Raw genomic sequence first — 17285 nt, forward strand, 5'->3', positions numbered from 1 at the left:
ACCCGCAAGCGTCACTTCCTTTAAGGTATGGCGCTTACGGATCAACCGGCCGGCCTCTTGGCCGTCGACCCAAGACGGATGCCTATGAACCCGAATTTTCTGGATTTCGAACAGCCGATTGCTGACCTGCAAGCCAAGATTGAAGAGCTGCGTCTGGTAGGCAATGACAACTCGCTGAACATCAGCGATGAAATCTCTCGACTGCAAGATAAGAGCAAGACGCTCACCGAAAGCATTTTCGGCAATCTGAGCAGCTGGCAGATCGCGCGTATGGCGCGTCATCCACGCCGTCCGTACACCCTGGACTACATCGAACACATCTTTACCGAGTTCGACGAGCTGCACGGCGATCGTCATTTCTCCGACGACGCCGCCATCGTGGGCGGTATCGCCCGCCTGGACGACAAGCCAGTGATGGTGATCGGTCATCAGAAAGGCCGCGAAGTGCGCGAAAAGGTTCGCCGCAACTTCGGCATGCCGCGCCCTGAAGGCTACCGCAAGGCGTGCCGCCTGATGGAAATGGCTGAGCGCTTCAAGATGCCGATCCTGACCTTCATCGACACCCCGGGCGCCTACCCGGGCATCGACGCCGAAGAGCGTAACCAGAGCGAAGCGATTGCCTGGAACCTGCGCGTGATGGCGCGTCTGAAGACGCCGATCATCGCCACGGTCATCGGCGAGGGCGGTTCCGGCGGTGCACTGGCCATCGGTGTGTGCGACCAGCTGAACATGCTGCAATACTCCACCTACGCGGTGATCTCGCCGGAAGGCTGCGCATCGATTCTGTGGAAAACCGCCGAGAAGGCACCGGATGCCGCCGAAGCGATGGGCATCACCGCCGAGCGCCTCAAGGGCCTGGGCATCGTCGACAAGGTGATCAACGAGCCGCTGGGTGGCGCGCACCGCGACCCGGCTGCGGCGTCTGCCTCGATCCGCGAAACACTGAGCAGCCAGTTGGCAATGCTCAAGAAGTTCAACAACGATGAACTGCTGGCTCGTCGTTACGAGCGTCTGATGAGCTACGGCGTTTAATCCAGCGCCTTTCTCCACAGTCCGGCCAGCTTGAAGGGTAAAACCATGAGCAAGCCGGACTGCATCAGAAAACAACTCGCCAAGCGCCTGCTGCCTCGCCTGGAACCCTGGCGCGGCGCTGTCGCCTGGCGAATTGCCTTCTCCGGTGGGCTCGATTCCACCGTCCTGCTGCACCTGCTGGCCGACCTCGCTCGGCAGCACGCCTTGCCTCCCTTGACTGCTGTTCACATCCATCACGGCTTGCAGGCCGTTGCTGCGTCATGGCCGGGACATTGCCGGCAGATGTGTCAGATCCTCGGTGTGCCGCTGCAAGTCATCGACGTTCAGGTCCGGCCCGGCGCCAGCCTCGAACAGGCGGCACGCGAGGCGCGCTACGCTGCGCTTGAGGATGTGTTGCAGGAAGGCGAGGTGTTGCTGACCGCGCAGCACCGCGACGATCAGGCCGAAACCCTGATGTTCAGGCTGTTGCGCGGCGCAGGCGTGAAGGGTCTGGCGGCGATGCCGGCCCATCGCGCCTTGGGCAAGGGGCAACTGTTTCGCCCGTTGCTCGATGAGCCGCGCTCGGTGCTCGAGGCCTATGCCGAGCAAGAGGGCCTGAGCTGGATCGAAGACCCGAGCAACAAGGACAGCCGCTTCTCGCGCAATTACCTGCGCAGCCATGTCATGCCGATGCTCACGGCGCGCTGGCCCCAGGCTTTCGCCAACATGACCCGCAGCGCTGCACATCTGGCCGAAGCCCAAAGCTTGCTGAGCGAACTGGCGTTGCAGGATCTGACCTCTGCGGACACGTCGTGCCCCTGGCCCTGGCTCGATCTGCCCTCGCTTGAACTCGCCCCGCTGGAGTGCCTGTCCGAAGCGCGCCAGCGCAACGCATTGCGCCACTGGCTGGGCCCGCTGACCCGCCTGCCGGACACCGATCACTGGGCCGGCTGGAATTCGCTGCGTGACGCCGGGCCTGACGGTCGCCCGATCTGGCGTCTGGCCGATGGCCAGCTGCACCGTGCCGAAGGGCGGATCTGGTGGTTGTCGGGCATCTGGCTCAAGGACGTGGCCGGCTCTCAGCACTGGTCCGAGGCGGGGCAACCGCTGCCGTTGCCGGGCAACGGCATCTTGCATCTGCTGGGGGAAATCCCTCGCGGCGGCCTGCATGTGCACTATCGGCGCGGCGGAGAGGTGCTGGACATTCCCGAGCGCGGCCGGCGCGATCTCAAGCGTCTGCTCAACGAGAAACGCGTGCCGGTGTTTCTGCGCAGCCGCCTGCCGCTGCTGTATCGCGGCGAGCAGTTGCTGGCCGTCGCCAACCTCCCGGGGCTGGATGCCGACCCCCGTGGTGACTGGCGTTTGCATTGGCAGCCACCGACGAATGACCACAGTTTGAGATGAGAGCCCGTTTCCGGTAGACTACGCTCCCTTCTTGATACAGCTTATGTCGGTCCATCTGGAACGACGCAAGTTGCCGATTACCAGCCAGTCTTTACTGGGCGATTCTCAAAATGTGGCGAGCAATGGACAGGTCCGTATCCGGCCAGTCGCTATCAGCGCGGCAGTTTCAGAAATGCACTGTGAAACTCGCAGGTCATCGGGGGCTTCGGCCTTCCTTCGCTTTCCCCGGCGGCGCTGACCGCTTTAACGCAGACTTCTAGGGTTTTTCATGACGCGCTACATCTTCGTCACGGGTGGTGTTGTTTCTTCATTGGGGAAAGGCATTGCCTCTGCTTCATTGGCGGCCATCCTGGAGGCGAGGGGACTTAAGGTCACCATGCTCAAGCTGGATCCGTACATCAACGTCGACCCGGGCACCATGAGCCCGTTCCAGCACGGTGAAGTGTTCGTCACCCACGACGGCGCCGAGACCGACCTGGACCTGGGCCACTACGAGCGTTTCATTCGCACCACCATGACCCAGAACAACAACTTCACCACCGGCCGTGTGTACGAACACGTCCTGCGCAAAGAGCGCCGTGGTGATTATCTGGGCGCGACCATTCAGGTGATCCCGCACATCACCGACGAAATCAAGCGTCGCATCATCAAGGGCGCCGGCGATGCCGACGTGGCCCTGGTCGAGATCGGCGGCACCGTGGGTGACATCGAATCGCAACCGTTCCTGGAGGCCATTCGCCAGCTGCGTTTCGAAGTCGGCTCCAAGCGCGCGATGCTGATGCACCTGACCCTGGTTCCGTACATCGCCACCGCTGGCGAGACCAAGACCAAGCCAACCCAGCACTCGGTCAAGGAACTGCGTTCCATCGGCCTGCAGCCTGACGTGTTGGTCTGCCGCTCCGACCACCCGATCGACGTGTCGTCGCGTCGCAAGATCGCCCAGTTCACCAACGTCGAAGAGCGTGCGGTGATCGGTCTGGAAGACGCTGACACCATCTACAAGATCCCGGGCATCCTGCATTCGCAGGGTCTGGACGATTTCGTCGTCGAGCGTTTCGGCCTGCAGTGCGGCGGCGCCGACCTGTCCGAGTGGGACAAGGTCGTCGATGCCAAGCTCAACCCCGAGCACGAAGTCACCATCGCCATGGTCGGCAAGTACATGGAGCTGCTGGACGCGTACAAGTCGCTGATCGAAGCGATGAGCCACGCCGGCATCACCAACCGCACCAAGGTCAACCTGCGCTACATCGATTCCGAAGACATCGAGAACCAGGGCACCGGCCTGCTCGAAGGCGTGGACGCGATCCTGGTTCCAGGCGGCTTCGGTCTGCGCGGCGTGGAAGGCAAGATCACTGCCGTCCAGTTCGCTCGCGAGAACAAGGTGCCGTACCTGGGTATCTGCCTGGGCATGCAAGTGGCGGTCATCGAGTTCGCCCGTAACGTGCTGGGCTGGAAAGACGCCAACTCCACCGAGTTCGACCGCAGCAGCGCTCATCCGGTCGTGGGCCTGATCACCGAGTGGGAAGACGCCACCGGTGCCGTCGAAACCCGTACCGAAGCGTCCGACCTGGGCGGCACCATGCGCCTGGGCGCCCAGGAGTGCCTGCTGGAGCCGGGCTCCCTGGTGCACGATTGCTATGGCAACGACACCATCGTCGAGCGTCATCGCCATCGCTACGAAGTGAACAACAAGCTGCTGCCGCAACTGATCGAAGCCGGCCTGAAGATTTCCGGTCGTTCCGGTGACGGCGCGCTGGTCGAAGTGGTCGAGTCCCCGGATCACCCATGGTTCGTGGCCTGCCAGTTCCACCCGGAATTCACCTCGACGCCTCGCGACGGCCACCCGCTGTTCAGTGGCTTCGTCAAGGCTGCGCTGGCTCAACATCAGAAAAACGGCTGATCGGGAATCCATTACATGGCACAGAAAATCATCCGCGTCGGTGACAAGGGCATCGAGATCGCCAACGACAAGCCGATGGTCTTGTTTGGCGGCATGAATGTCCTGGAATCGCGGGACATGGCCATGCAGGTCTGCGAAGAATACGTACGGGTCACCGAGAAGCTCGGCATCCCTTACGTGTTCAAGGCCAGTTTCGATAAGGCCAACCGCTCCTCCGTGACCTCCTACCGCGGTCCGGGCCTGGAAGCGGGCATGCGCATTTTCGAAGAGATCAAGCGCACCTTCGGCGTGCCGGTGATCACCGACGTGCATGAGCCGCATCAGGCCCAGGCCGTCGCCGAGGTCTGCGACATCATCCAGCTGCCGGCCTTTTTGTCGCGCCAGACCGATCTGGTCGTGGCGATGGCGAAAACCGGCGCCGTGATCAACATCAAGAAGGCCCAGTTCCTCGCGCCTCAGGAAATGAAACACATCCTGAACAAGTGCGAAGAGGCCGGTAACGATCAGTTGATCCTCTGCGAGCGTGGTTCGAGCTTCGGCTACAACAACCTTGTCGTGGACATGCTCGGCTTCGGCATCATGAAGGCGTTCGAGTACCCGGTGTTCTTCGACGTGACCCACGCCCTGCAAATGCCGGGCGGTCGCGCGGATTCTGCCGGTGGTCGTCGTGCCCAGGTCACCGACCTGGCCAAGGCCGGCATCAGCCAGGGCCTGGCGGGTCTGTTCCTGGAAGCGCATCCGGATCCGGACAACGCCAAGTGCGACGGTCCGTGCGCGCTGCGCCTGAACAAGCTGGAGCCGTTCCTGACCCAGCTCAAGGCGCTCGATGACCTGGTCAAGGCGTTCCCGACCATCGAAACGGCTTAAAACCCGCTTCACTGGCACTGTGCCCTCCGGTACAGTGCCGCTCGTTTCTTTCCCGACCAACGGGTCGGGAATTTCTGTCGTCTCGGGCCTGCCCGCTGTCTAGTGCTCCGAGACGCCAGTCGCTTTTCCAGCTGCGTCGTTTTCGTCAATCTTGGAGTGTTAACAACAATGGCAAAAATCGTCGACATCAAAGGTCGTGAAGTTCTCGACTCCCGTGGCAATCCCACCGTGGAAGCAGATGTGCTCCTCGACAACGGCATCATCGGCAGCGCCTGCGCGCCGTCCGGTGCATCCACCGGCTCGCGTGAAGCACTGGAGCTGCGTGATGGCGACAAGAGCCGTTACATGGGCAAGGGCGTTCTGAAGGCTGTGGCCAACATCAACGGCCCGATCCGCGACCTGCTGCTGGGCAAGGACCCGGTTGACCAGAAGGCGCTGGACAAGGCGATGATCGAGCTCGACGGCACCGAGAACAAGGCCAAGCTGGGCGCCAACGCCATCCTCGCCGTGTCCCTGGCCGCTGCCAAGGCTGCCGCACAGGATCAGGACCTGCCGCTGTACGCGCACATTGCCAACCTCAATGGCACGCCAGGCGAGTACTCCATGCCGGTGCCGATGATGAACATCATCAACGGTGGCGAGCACGCCGACAACAACGTCGACATCCAGGAATTCATGGTTCAGCCGGTTGGCGCCAAGTCCTTCTCCGAAGGCCTGCGCATGGGCACCGAGATTTTCCACCACCTCAAGGCTGTGCTGAAGGCCAAGGGCCTGAACACTGCGGTGGGCGACGAAGGCGGTTTCGCACCGAACCTTTCGTCCAACGCCGACGCGCTGGCTGCCATCGCTGAAGCCGTTGAAAAGGCCGGCTACAAGCTGGGCACCGACGTGACCCTAGCACTGGACTGCGCCGCCAGCGAGTTCTACAAGGACGGCAAATACGACCTGGCCGGCGAAGGTAAAGTCTTCGACGCCGCCGGTTTCGCCGACTACCTGGCTGACCTGACCAAGCAATACCCGATCATCTCGATCGAAGACGGCCTGGACGAGTCCGACTGGGCGGGCTGGAAAATCCTCACCGACAAGATCGGCGAGAAGATCCAGCTGGTGGGCGACGACCTGTTCGTGACCAACACCAAGATCCTGAAAGAAGGCATCGACAAGAAGATCGCCAACTCGATCCTGATCAAGTTCAACCAGATCGGCTCGCTGACCGAAACCCTGGAAGCCATCCAGATGGCCAAGGCTGCCGGTTACACCGCCGTGATCTCGCACCGCTCGGGCGAAACCGAAGATTCGACCATCGCCGACCTGGCTGTGGGGACTTCGGCTGGCCAGATCAAGACCGGCTCGCTGTGCCGTTCCGACCGCGTTTCCAAGTACAACCAACTGCTGCGTATCGAAGAGCAATTGGCTGGCAAGGCCAAATACAATGGTCGTGCCGAGTTTCGCGGCTGATAGCAAGATGGTAAAAAGGCAGCAGGCGCTGTAGTGGAAATCGTCGAAAGCGACTTATCCTGAGCGTCCTGATCCATGAGCCCGGTGACCACCGGGCTCTTGGGCATTTGAAATGGTCGGTTTTGCTGTCTTCTTCACCGGGTAACAGATATTCACCATGCGCAGTCCCAACTGGTTGTTCCTCGTTCTGCTCTTGCTGCTCGCTGGCCTGCAGTATCGCCTGTGGGTGGGTAACGGCAGCCTTGCGCAGGTGGCCAGTCTGACTCAGCAAATCGCCGATCAACACGCCGAAAACGACGCGTTGCTCGAACGCAACCGGGTGCTGGACGCCGAGGTGCTTGAGTTGAAAAAAGGCCTGGAAACCGTTGAAGAGCGTGCCCGTCATGAACTGGGCATGGTCAAGGACGGCGAGACCCTTTATCAGTTGGCACAGTGACACCCGCGCAATGACTCAATCCCTTCCTGCCTTCTGGGCAGTGATTCCCGCAGCGGGCGTTGGTGCTCGCATGGCGGCAGACCGTCCCAAGCAGTACCTGCAACTGGGCGGCCTCACGATTCTCGAACACAGCCTGCTCTGCTTTCTCGAACATCCTCGCCTGAAGGGCATGGTGATCAGTCTGGCTGTGGATGACCCTTTCTGGCCCACCTTGCCTTGCGCTCTGGATTCGCGGATCCAGCGGGTCAATGGCGGCAAGGAGCGTGCAGACTCGGTGCTCAACGCGCTGTTGCATCTGCATGCCAGCGGCGCCGATGACAACGACTGGGTACTGGTGCACGACGCTGCGCGACCGAATCTGGCCCGCGCTGATCTGGACAACTTGCTGGGCGAACTGGCGAACGATCCGGTCGGCGGCCTGCTCGCCGTTCCCGCAAAAGACACGCTCAAGCGCGCCGACGCCAATGGCCGGGTCAGCGAAACCGTCGATCGCAGCCTGATCTGGCAGGCTTACACGCCGCAGATGTTCCGGCTCGGCGCATTGCATCGGGCGTTGGCGGACAGCCTGGTGTCGAATGTGTCGATCACCGACGAAGCCTCGGCCATCGAATGGGCCGGGCAATCCCCGCGCCTGATCGAGGGCCGGGCCGACAACATCAAGGTCACTCGGCCTGAAGATCTGGAGTGGCTGCGCCAGCGGCGGGGCGAGTTGAGTCGCTGAGGCTGACGCAGATCTCCTGTAGGAGCGAATTCATTCGCGAACAATGTGTCAGGCGATAAATTTGTGTCGGCTGTACTGGCATTCGCGAATGAATTCGCTCCTACAGTTGGGGAACGGTGTAGGAGCTAGTTCTGATATTCGGGCCTCAACGCCAACCCCACCTTCAGATAATCCACCAGCTTCCTGACCTTCGGTGACAGATGCCGCTGCTGCGGATACAGCGCCCACACCGCTGTATTGGGCGGCTGGTGGGCATCGAGCAGGGAAATCAGCGCGCCGCTTTTCAGGTGCTCCAACACGTAATAGTCCGGCAACTGACACAACCCGACGCCCTGAAGCGCGGCATCCAACACCGCCTGCCCACTGTTGCAGCGCCAGTTTCCCTGCACCCGTTGGGAAAATTCCCGCCCGTTCTGTTGTAACAGCCAGTTGTCGGAACTGCCGATCAGGCAGTTATGCCGGGCCAGTTCCGACAGGCTGTGGGGGCGACCATAACGTTCCAGATAAGACGGCGAGGCGCACAAATACATGCGTCGAGGCGCAAGACGCGTGGCCACCAGCCGCGATTCCTGCAAACGACCGAGGCGGATCGCCAGGTCCATCCCCTCATGCACCAGATCCAGGGTGTTGTTGGTCAGCTCGATGTCCACCCGCAATTGCGGGTATTCATCCATGAAGCGGGTGACCAGCGGTGCGATGAAACGCTCGCCATAGGCCACCGCACAGGTCATGCGCAGCAGGCCCTTGGGTTCGCTGGTCAGATCGCCCACGGCTCGCAGTGCTTCCTCGCGGCCATCCTGCAGGCGCTGGCAATGGTGCAGAAAGGTCTGGCCGGCTTCGGTCAGCGCCACCTTGCGTGTGCTGCGGTATAGCAGGCGGGTCTGCAAGCGTTCTTCGAGCCGCGCGATCTGTCGGCTGATGTGCGAAGAAGACACGCCCATGCGTTCGGCAGCCGCGGTGAACTGGCCGCACTCGGCCACCGCCACGAATTCGTCCAGCCCGTCCCAGCGATTGGTGTACATCGATTATCCCTGTACAGCATTAATGTTTTGCTTTTTCCTGGATTATTCATCAAACGGCACTGCTTTACACTTCTTGCTTGTCGTTACCTATTTAATCCCCTGCTGGAGAAGATTGATGATCAAGTCACGTGCAGCCGTAGCCTTCGCTCCCAACGAGCCCCTGCAAATTGTCGAAGTGGACGTCGAGGCGCCGAAGGCCGGTGAGGTCTTGATTCGTACCGTGGCCTCCGGCGTTTGCCACACCGATGCCTACACCCTGTCCGGCGCTGACTCCGAGGGCGTGTTCCCGTGCATTCTGGGCCACGAAGGCGGCGGCATCGTCGAGGCGGTGGGTGAGGGCGTCACCTCCCTGGCGGTGGGCGACCACGTCATTCCGCTGTACACCGCCGAATGCCGCGAGTGCAAATTCTGCAAATCCGGCAAGACCAACCTGTGCCAGAAAGTCCGTGCCACTCAAGGCAAGGGCCTGATGCCCGACGGCACCACCCGTTTCAGCTACAACGGCCAGCCGGTCTACCACTACATGGGCTGCTCGACGTTCTCCGAATACACCGTGGTCCCGGAAATCTCCTTGGCAAAAATCCCCAAGGAAGCCCCGCTGGAGAAGGTCTGCCTGCTCGGTTGCGGCGTGACCACCGGCATTGGCGCGGTTCTGAACACCGCCAAAGTGGAAGAGGGCGCCACTGTCGCGATCTTCGGTCTGGGCGGTATCGGCCTGGCCGCGATCATCGGCGCGAAAATGGCCAAGGCCTCGCGCATCATCGCCATCGACATCAACCCGGCCAAGTTCGACGTGGCTCGTGAACTGGGCGCCACCGACTTCATCAACCCCAAAGAGCACAGCAAGCCGATCCAGGACGTGATCGTCGAAATGACCGACGGCGGCGTGGACTACAGCTTCGAGTGCATCGGCAACGTGCAGCTGATGCGCGCGGCGCTGGAATGCTGCCACAAGGGCTGGGGCGAGTCGGTGATCATCGGGGTCGCGCCGTCGGGCCATGAAATCGCTACCCGTCCTTTCCAGCTGGTGACCGGCCGCGTCTGGCGCGGTTCGGCGTTCGGCGGCGTGAAAGGCCGTACCGAGCTGCCAAGCTACGTTGAAAAATCCCAGACCGGCGAGATCCCGCTTGACACCTTCATCACCCACACCATGGGCCTGGACAAGATCAACGAAGCTTTCGACCTGATGCACGAAGGCAAAAGCATCCGCTCCGTCATCCACTTCTAAAGGCAGCTCCAAGCTGCAAGTTATGAGCTGCAAGCAGGAGCGCCACGGTGCCCTCTTGCAGCTTGTCGCTTGAAGCTTGTCGCTGAAGCGAGGAACGACCGATGGGTCTGGAAAATATTTCGTGCCAGAAAAGCTTCGGTGGCTGGCACAAACGTTACAAACACCATTCCGATGTGCTGGGCTGCGACATGGTATTCGCCGTGTACCTGCCGCCGCAGGCTGAGCAGGGCGGCAAGCTGCCGGTGGTCTACTGGCTGTCGGGGTTGACCTGCACCGACGAGAACTTCATGCAGAAAGCCGGCGCGCAGCGCATCGCCGCCGAGCTGGGCCTGATCATCGTCGCGCCCGACACCAGCCCGCGCGGTGCCGACGTGCCGGGCGATCCGGACAACGCCTATGACTTCGGCCTGGGCGCCGGTTTCTACCTCAACGCCACCCAGCAGCCCTGGGCGCGCCACTACCGCATGTACGACTATGTGGTCAGCGAGTTGCCGAACCTGATCGAGGCGCATTTCCCGGCTTCGGACAAACGCAGCATCAGCGGGCACTCGATGGGCGGGCATGGTGCGCTGGTCTGCGCGCTGCGCAACCCCGGGCGTTACCAGTCAGTGTCGGCGTTTTCGCCGATCAACAACCCGATGGATTGCCCGTGGGGCCAGAAAGCCTTCTCCCGTTACTTGGGCGAAGACCGCTCGCGCTGGCGCGAATGGGACGCCAGTGTGCTGATCGCCGATGCGCCGGAGCGCCTGCCGCTGTTGGTGGATCAGGGCGATCGCGACGATTTCCTGAGCAATCAGCTCAAGCCCGAAGCGCTGGTGCAGGCGGCGAAGGCGGCGGGGCATCCGCTGGAGCTGCGCATGCAGCCAGGCTACGACCACAGCTATTACTTCATCGCCAGCTTCATCGAAGATCACCTGCGCCATCACGCCCGGGCATTGGCAGCCCAGTGAATGGCATTCACTCTCAATTGCGTGCCAGCAGGTCCTAATGTCGGACAAAGCAGGTAGAATCACGCCCTGACTTTTTCAGGGCGTTTTTTTATGCGTATTGGCCACGGCTACGATGTGCACCGTTTCGCTGAGGGCGATTTCATTACCTTGGGTGGGGTGCGTATCGCGCACAAGTTCGGGCTGCTGGCTCATTCCGATGGCGATGTTCTGCTGCACGCGTTGAGCGATGCCTTGCTGGGCGCCGCGGCGCTGGGCGACATCGGCAAGCACTTCCCGGACACCGATCCGCAATTCAAGGGCGCCGACAGCCGCGTGCTGCTGCGTCATGTGCTCAAGCAGGTGCAGGCAAAAGGCTGGAAAGTCGGCAATGTCGACGCCACCATCGTCGCCCAGGCACCCAAGATGGCGCCTCATATCGACACCATGCGTGCATTGATCGCCGAAGACCTGCAGGTCGAGCTCGACCAGGTCAACGTCAAGGCCACCACCACCGAAAAACTCGGCTTCACCGGCCGTGAAGAAGGCATCGCGGTTCACGCCGTCGCACTGTTGATCGCCCAATGACCGAATTCGAACTGCTCGGCCCGCGGGCCTGGGGCGATGCGCTGGGCACTGCGGTGCTCAAGGCCACTGCCGAAGACTTTCAGGTCGATGAAGTGCTGGACATCCCGTTGTCCGGCGATGGCGAGCACCTCTGGCTGTGGGTAGAGAAACGCGGGCTGAACACTGAAGAAGCCGCCCGTCGTCTGGCCAAGGCCGCAGGCGTGCCGTTGCGCACGGTGGCCTATGCCGGGCTCAAGGACCGCCAGGCCCTGACGCGCCAGTGGTTCAGCATTCAGCTGCCGGGCAAGGCCGATCCGGACATGTCGGCGGCCGAGAACGACACCCTGAAGATTCTCGACAGCAGGCGCCACAAGCGCAAATTGCAGCGTGGCGCCCATGCCGCCAACGGTTTCACCTTGCGCCTGACGCAGCTGCAGGCGGACAAGGCCGGGCTGGACCAGCGCCTTGAGGCGATCAAACAACACGGCATTCCCAATTATTTTGGCGCACAACGTTTCGGCCACGAGGGCGGCAATGTAGGCGAAGCCAGGCATTACGCCGAGCGCCAGGCCCTGCCCGAGCAACGCAACCTGCGTTCACGCCTGCTCTCCACGGCCCGCAGCTACCTGTTCAATCAGGTACTGGCCGCACGAGTGGCCGATGGCAGCTGGCAGCGCGCGCAGGTGGGCGATCTGCTGGCGTTCACCGACAGCCGCAGTTTTTTCCCGGCCGGCGAGGCCGAGTGCAGCGATCCGCGCCTGGCGATCCTTGACCTGCACCCCACTGGCCCACAATGGGGCGCGGGGGATTCTCCCGCCGGTGGCGCTACAGCGGAGCTGGAAAACAGCATCGCCCGGCGCGAGTCATCGCTGTGTAACTGGTTGATAAAAGCCGGAATGGAACACGAACGTCGCATCCTGCGACTGCCCATCGGGCGGTTGTCGTGGCATTATCCCGAGCCTGACATTCTGCAACTGGAATTCGTCCTGCCGGCCGGATGCTTCGCCACCGCCTTGGTGCGTGAACTCGTGGATCTGGCGCCCGCAGGACAGACGGACAGCTCATGCGTATTCTGATTTCAAATGATGACGGGGTCACGGCACCCGGACTGGCCGCGCTTCATGGCGCGCTGGCCGACTATGCCGAGTGCGCGGTCATTGCTCCTGATCAAGACAAGAGCGGTGCCAGCAGTTCGCTGACCCTCGACCGGCCGCTGCACCCCATCGTTCTGGGCAACGGCTTCATCGGCCTGAACGGCACGCCGACCGACTGTGTCCACCTGGGCATTCACGGCCTGCTCGAGCACGAGCCCGACATGGTGGTCTCCGGCATCAACCTGGGCGCCAATCTCGGCGATGACGTGCTGTATTCGGGCACCGTCGCCGCGGCGCTGGAAGGGCGGTTCCTTGAGCGTCCCTCGTTTGCCTTTTCATTTTTGTCCCGTCAGGTCGATAACCTGGCAACCGCCGCGCATTACGCTCGGCTTCTGGTCGAGGCTCACGAACAGCTCGATCTTCCACCGCGTACCGTATTGAACGTGAATATCCCCAATCTGCCGCTCGATCGCGTGCGTGGCATCCAGCTCACCCGCCTGGGCCATCGTGCCCGCGCCGCTGCGCCGGTGAAGGTGGTCGATCCGCGCGGCAAGGCCGGTTACTGGATTGCCGCCGCCGGTGATGTCGAGGACGGCGGGCCGGGCACGGACTTTCATGCCGTGATGCAAGGTTATGTATCGATTACCCCGTTGCAGCTGGATCGGACCTATCAGGACGGTTTCAACAGCCTGAACGCCTGGCTGGAGGGAATGGCCTGATGTCCCGTGAGCAAGATGATCTGTTACGTCGCGGCGTGGGGTTCACCTCGCAGCGTACCCGCGAGCGCCTGATCCAGCGCCTGTACGAAGAAGGCATCGCCAACACCCAGGTGCTGGAGGTCATTCGCAAGACGCCCCGGCATCTGTTCGTCGACGAGGCGCTGGCCCATCGCGCCTACGAAGACACCGCGCTGCCGATCGGCAACAACCAGACCATTTCCCAGCCTTACATGGTCGCTCGCATGAGCGAACTGCTGCTGGCCGCAGGGCCGCTGGATAAAGTGCTGGAGATCGGCACCGGCTCCGGCTACCAGACCGCCGTGCTGGCGCAACTGGTGGAGCGGGTATTCTCGGTGGAGCGGATCAAGGTGCTGCAGGACCGCGCCAAGGAGCGCCTGCAGGAACTGAACCTGCGCAACATGGTGTTTCGCTGGGGCGATGGCTGGGAGGGCTGGCCGGCGCTGGCGCCTTATAACGGCATCATTGTCACGGCGGTGGCCACCGATGTGCCCCAGGCGCTGCTGGACCAACTGGCGCCGGGTGGGCGCCTGGTGATTCCGGTCGGCGCTGGCGAAGTTCAGCAATTGATGCTGATCATTCGTGAAGAACACGGCTTCTCCCGTCATGTGCTGGGGGCCGTACGCTTCGTGCCGCTGCTCAACGGGCCGTTGGCGTAAGCCTGTTTTGCAGCGGCAAGGAATTGTCCGAGGCGCCGCCTGTCTACAGGCTGGCTATTTGCGATGAGGCTTTGCCCGTGGGCTGCTGGCTGTCGTGTACATTTTTCGTAATCAGTTTTTCCATGGCTGCCGGTCATCATCAAGACACAATAGGCAGCTTTAATTCAGTCACCGGTAAAGGGAGTGGCGGGTGAGTCTCACAGTCATTCGGCAGCGTATGTCTTCAACAAGTTTTCAACGTCTGGTGACTGGCATTGCCCTGAGTGCTCTTCTGGCCGGCTGCTCCAGCACGCCATCGGGTGGCGTGCGCGTGGTCGATCGCAACGACGGCAAGCCCGCAGCGCCTGCGCGGCCGCAGGTCACCACCGGCCAGTACGTCGTCAAGCGCGGCGATACGCTGTTTTCCATCGCGTTCCGCTACGGCTGGGACTGGAAGGCGCTGGCCGCACGCAACAACATCCCCGAGCCTTACACCATCCACGTCGGCCAGGCCATCCGCTTCGACGGACGCGCAGGTTCGGCACCGGCAACGGTCGCCGCCGCGCCTGTCGTGGTCGCACCGTCCGCAACAAACAACACAAATTCGCCATCGGGTTCAATCAAGACCACGGTTATTACACGTCCTGTCGGTGCAACTTCCGGTAGCACTTCCACAACTACCGCACCGGCGGCAACAGCGCCGACAACTGCGCCTGTGAATACCCCCGTAGTTGCAGGGGCGCGCTCGCCAAGTGGCTGGGCGTGGCCGACGAGTGGTGTTTTGATCGCCAAATTTTCTTCAAACGGTAGTTTGAATAAAGGAATTGATATCGCCGGTGATTTGGGACAGCCTGTTTTAGCCGCGTCTGATGGTTCAGTGGTGTACGCCGGAAGTGGATTACGGGGCTACGGCGAGTTAGTGATCATCAAACACAGCGATACCTACGTCAGTGCTTACGGCCATAACCGTAGGCTGTTGGTTCGGGAGGGGCAACAGGTCAAGGCAGGGCAGACAATTGCCGAGATGGGGTCAACGGGAACTGACCGGGTGAAACTGCATTTCGAGATTCGCCGTCAGGGTAAGCCTGTAGATCCACTGGAATTTCTGCCGCGTCGTTGATCGGTTTCCAGCCTGTTCCTGCCGTAGAGGGGACAGGCTCAAGTGATGCCAGGGAAAAAGGCGCCACTGGAGCTTGAGGTCGAACTCATCAAAGGACTATAACAATGGCTCTCAACAAAGAAGTGCCGGAGTTTGACATAGACGACGAGGTTCTCCTGATGGAGCACGGGATCGTCCTGGATTCTGCAACGGATGAGAAGCCAGCTACACCTTCTGTTCGTGCGAAGACCAAAAACTCCGCAGCACTCAAGCAGCACAAGTACATCGACTACACGCGGGCACTGGATGCCACGCAGCTGTACCTCAATGAAATCGGCTTTTCTCCCTTGCTCTCTCCCGAGGAGGAGGTCCATTTTGCGCGTCTGTCGCAAAAGGGCGATCCTGCCGGGCGCAAGCGCATGATTGAAAGCAATCTGCGGCTGGTGGTGAAGATCGCCAGGCGCTACGTCAATCGTGGCCTGTCATTGCTGGACCTGATCGAAGAGGGCAACCTTGGCCTGATTCGGGCGGTCGAAAAATTCGATCCGGAGCGCGGTTTCCGGTTCTCTACCTACGCGACCTGGTGGATCCGTCAGACCATCGAACGCGCGATCATGAATCAGACGCGGACCATCCGCCTGCCGATTCATGTGGTCAAGGAGCTCAACGTCTACCTGCGCGCCGCGCGGGAACTGACCCAGAAGCTCGATCACGAACCTTCACCCGAAGAGATCGCCAACCTGCTGGAGAAGCCGGTCTGCGAGGTCAAGCGCATGCTCGGGCTCAACGAGCGGGTGTCTTCCGTGGACGTGTCCCTGGGGCCGGACTCGGACAAGACCCTGCTCGACACCCTGACCGACGACCGCCCCACCGACCCTTGCGAGTTGCTGCAGGACGATGACCTGTCCCAGAGCATCGACCAGTGGCTGTCCGAGTTGACCGACAAGCAGCGTGAGGTGGTCGTGCGCCGCTTCGGCCTGCGTGGGCACGAGAGCAGCACGCTGGAGGACGTGGGCCTGGAGATCGGCCTGACCCGTGAAAGGGTGCGGCAGATCCAGGTGGAGGGCCTCAAGCGCCTGCGTGAGATCCTGGAGAAGAACGGTCTTTCCAGCGAGTCATTGTTCCAGTGAAACATGCCGTTCGCCTAACTTGATGGCGAACTGGCATCAAATAAAGAGCCCCGAATCTTCGGGGCTTTTTCATGTGACAAAACAAAGTGGTCGCTGTGAATATTCGATTAAACGGCCTACAAGTATGTTGCTCTTAATATGAGCGTTGGCTGTGGGATCTATTACTTTAGTTGTAAGTGATTTCTTACGTGACTTGTCAGAGATCGCATTATTTTCTGCCGGTTCACGGCTTGTTATTGTGAATGACATTATTCATGTCGCTGATTTTTCAGATGTTTATTTGTGTTTAGCGAATGTTCATGAATTGTTTTGAAAAATCCAGGGTGTTGCTCTCGTCCGGTAAATCACTAATATCAGAACTGTGCCGACGGAATGGCACAGGCGGTCAAGGAAGACTGCACATGGACATCGCAGGACGCGATTCATCAGGATGATGACAAAAGGACTAAAGGGATTACGGAAAAAATGTGGGCGGGTCAAACCGCCCCTTTTTTTCGTCTGCACAAAAGTGGGTCTGCCAACGGGCAGTGCCCCAAATGCAAAAAAGACCCCGCAGGGTCTTTTCTGATACCACGCTGGCGCTTAGCGCTCCAGGTGTTCGATCTTGCCAGTCTTGCCATCCCACTCTGCGGCGTCCGGCAATGGATCCTTGCGCTCGGTGACGTTCGGCCACACGTCAGCCAGCTCGGCGTTCAGCGCGATGAAGTTTTCCATCCCGGCCGGGATCTCGTCTTCGGAGAAGATCGCGACGGCAGGGCATTCAGGCTCGCACAGAGCGCAGTCGATGCACTCATCCGGGTGAATCACCAGGAAGTTCGGGCCTTCGTAGAAGCAGTCCACCGGACAGACTTCTACGCAGTCGGTGTACTTGCACTTGATGCAGTTGTCGGTGACGACGAAGGTCATTTCTAATTCTCTCCTCAGGCGGCGGCAGCAGAGCCCCTCACGTCAGGGTTGCTCAGTCGGGAAGGTTCCCGGGCATCCAGAACACGAGCAGCCTCGCCTCATCCCCTGGTGGGGTGGCAGGCAAGGCCGTGGTTCGTCGTG

At 61.0% G+C, this 17285-nt stretch carries 17 protein-coding genes; 15 read left to right on the top strand and 2 right to left on the bottom strand.

Going from position 1 to position 17285, the window contains the following annotated elements; translation table 11 throughout:
- The first annotated feature begins 84 nt into the window (after window positions 1-84).
- From accA to ispD, 7 genes are all read left to right on the top strand, one after another.
- Window positions 85-1032, top strand: a complete 948-nt coding sequence (accA, locus tag AC1MEK_RS07260; RefSeq protein ID WP_480395581.1) for an acetyl-CoA carboxylase carboxyl transferase subunit alpha — start codon at window positions 85-87, stop codon at window positions 1030-1032.
- A 45-nt stretch (window positions 1033-1077) separates the two neighbouring features.
- On the top strand, window positions 1078-2415 hold the full coding sequence (gene tilS, locus AC1MEK_RS07265) for a tRNA lysidine(34) synthetase TilS (protein ID WP_480395582.1): 1338 nt from the start codon (window positions 1078-1080) through the stop codon (window positions 2413-2415).
- A gap of 268 nt (window positions 2416-2683) precedes the next feature.
- Window positions 2684-4315 (top strand): CTP synthase, encoded by a 1632-nt coding sequence (locus AC1MEK_RS07270; protein WP_480395583.1) that lies wholly within the window; start codon window positions 2684-2686, stop codon window positions 4313-4315.
- A 15-nt stretch (window positions 4316-4330) separates the two neighbouring features.
- Window positions 4331-5182 carry a 3-deoxy-8-phosphooctulonate synthase gene (gene kdsA / locus AC1MEK_RS07275; RefSeq protein ID WP_480395584.1) on the top strand — a complete coding sequence of 284 codons (852 nt, stop codon included), beginning with the start codon at window positions 4331-4333 and terminating at the stop codon, window positions 5180-5182.
- Window positions 5183-5350: 168 nt separating this feature from the next.
- Window positions 5351-6640 (top strand): phosphopyruvate hydratase, encoded by a 1290-nt coding sequence (gene eno / locus AC1MEK_RS07280; RefSeq protein WP_480395585.1) that lies wholly within the window; start codon window positions 5351-5353, stop codon window positions 6638-6640.
- A gap of 157 nt (window positions 6641-6797) precedes the next feature.
- Window positions 6798-7076 (top strand): cell division protein FtsB, encoded by a 279-nt coding sequence (gene ftsB, locus AC1MEK_RS07285; RefSeq protein WP_074752716.1) that lies wholly within the window; start codon window positions 6798-6800, stop codon window positions 7074-7076.
- Between the two features lie 10 nt (window positions 7077-7086).
- Entirely contained in the window at window positions 7087-7797 is a 711-nt protein-coding gene (ispD, locus tag AC1MEK_RS07290; RefSeq protein ID WP_480395586.1) for a 2-C-methyl-D-erythritol 4-phosphate cytidylyltransferase, read from the top strand.
- Window positions 7798-7922: 125 nt separating this feature from the next.
- Here ispD and AC1MEK_RS07295 read toward each other — a convergent pair whose 3' ends face one another.
- Window positions 7923-8819, bottom strand: coding sequence for a LysR substrate-binding domain-containing protein (locus AC1MEK_RS07295; RefSeq protein WP_480395587.1), 897 nt, complete (start codon window positions 8817-8819; stop codon window positions 7923-7925).
- A gap of 115 nt (window positions 8820-8934) precedes the next feature.
- On the opposite strand from AC1MEK_RS07295, the gene AC1MEK_RS07300 reads away from it, so the two are divergent.
- The 8 genes from AC1MEK_RS07300 (at window position 8935) to rpoS (ending at window position 16238) form a co-directional block, all read left to right on the top strand.
- A complete protein-coding gene (locus AC1MEK_RS07300) occupies window positions 8935-10047 on the top strand; it encodes an S-(hydroxymethyl)glutathione dehydrogenase/class III alcohol dehydrogenase (protein ID WP_480395588.1) in 1113 nt (370 codons plus the stop codon).
- Between the two features lie 101 nt (window positions 10048-10148).
- On the top strand, window positions 10149-10997 hold the full coding sequence (gene fghA / locus AC1MEK_RS07305; RefSeq protein ID WP_480395589.1) for an S-formylglutathione hydrolase: 849 nt from the start codon (window positions 10149-10151) through the stop codon (window positions 10995-10997).
- A gap of 90 nt (window positions 10998-11087) precedes the next feature.
- Entirely contained in the window at window positions 11088-11561 is a 474-nt protein-coding gene (ispF, locus tag AC1MEK_RS07310; protein WP_274133866.1) for a 2-C-methyl-D-erythritol 2,4-cyclodiphosphate synthase, read from the top strand.
- Window positions 11558-12616, top strand: a complete 1059-nt coding sequence (truD, locus tag AC1MEK_RS07315) for a tRNA pseudouridine(13) synthase TruD (RefSeq protein WP_480395590.1) — start codon at window positions 11558-11560, stop codon at window positions 12614-12616. Before ispF ends, truD begins: the two co-directional genes overlap by 4 nt.
- Entirely contained in the window at window positions 12604-13353 is a 750-nt protein-coding gene (gene surE / locus AC1MEK_RS07320; protein ID WP_480395591.1) for a 5'/3'-nucleotidase SurE, read from the top strand. Before truD ends, surE begins: the two co-directional genes overlap by 13 nt.
- Entirely contained in the window at window positions 13353-14030 is a 678-nt protein-coding gene (locus tag AC1MEK_RS07325) for a protein-L-isoaspartate(D-aspartate) O-methyltransferase (protein ID WP_274133863.1), read from the top strand. The genes surE and AC1MEK_RS07325 overlap by 1 nt, the downstream gene beginning before the upstream one ends.
- Window positions 14031-14220: 190 nt before the next feature.
- Window positions 14221-15129 (top strand): peptidoglycan DD-metalloendopeptidase family protein, encoded by a 909-nt coding sequence (locus AC1MEK_RS07330; protein WP_480395592.1) that lies wholly within the window; start codon window positions 14221-14223, stop codon window positions 15127-15129.
- A gap of 104 nt (window positions 15130-15233) precedes the next feature.
- Window positions 15234-16238: an RNA polymerase sigma factor RpoS gene (gene rpoS / locus AC1MEK_RS07335; RefSeq protein WP_480395593.1), complete on the top strand. Its 1005-nt coding sequence runs from the start codon at window positions 15234-15236 to the stop codon at window positions 16236-16238.
- Between the two features lie 582 nt (window positions 16239-16820).
- Here rpoS and fdxA read toward each other — a convergent pair.
- On the bottom strand, window positions 16821-17144 hold the full coding sequence (gene fdxA, locus AC1MEK_RS07340; RefSeq protein ID WP_480395594.1) for a ferredoxin FdxA: 324 nt from the start codon (window positions 17142-17144) through the stop codon (window positions 16821-16823).
- Window positions 17145-17285: the final 141 nt, after the last annotated feature.

The sequence above is a fragment of the Pseudomonas sp. 2 genome, from assembly GCF_056627435.1.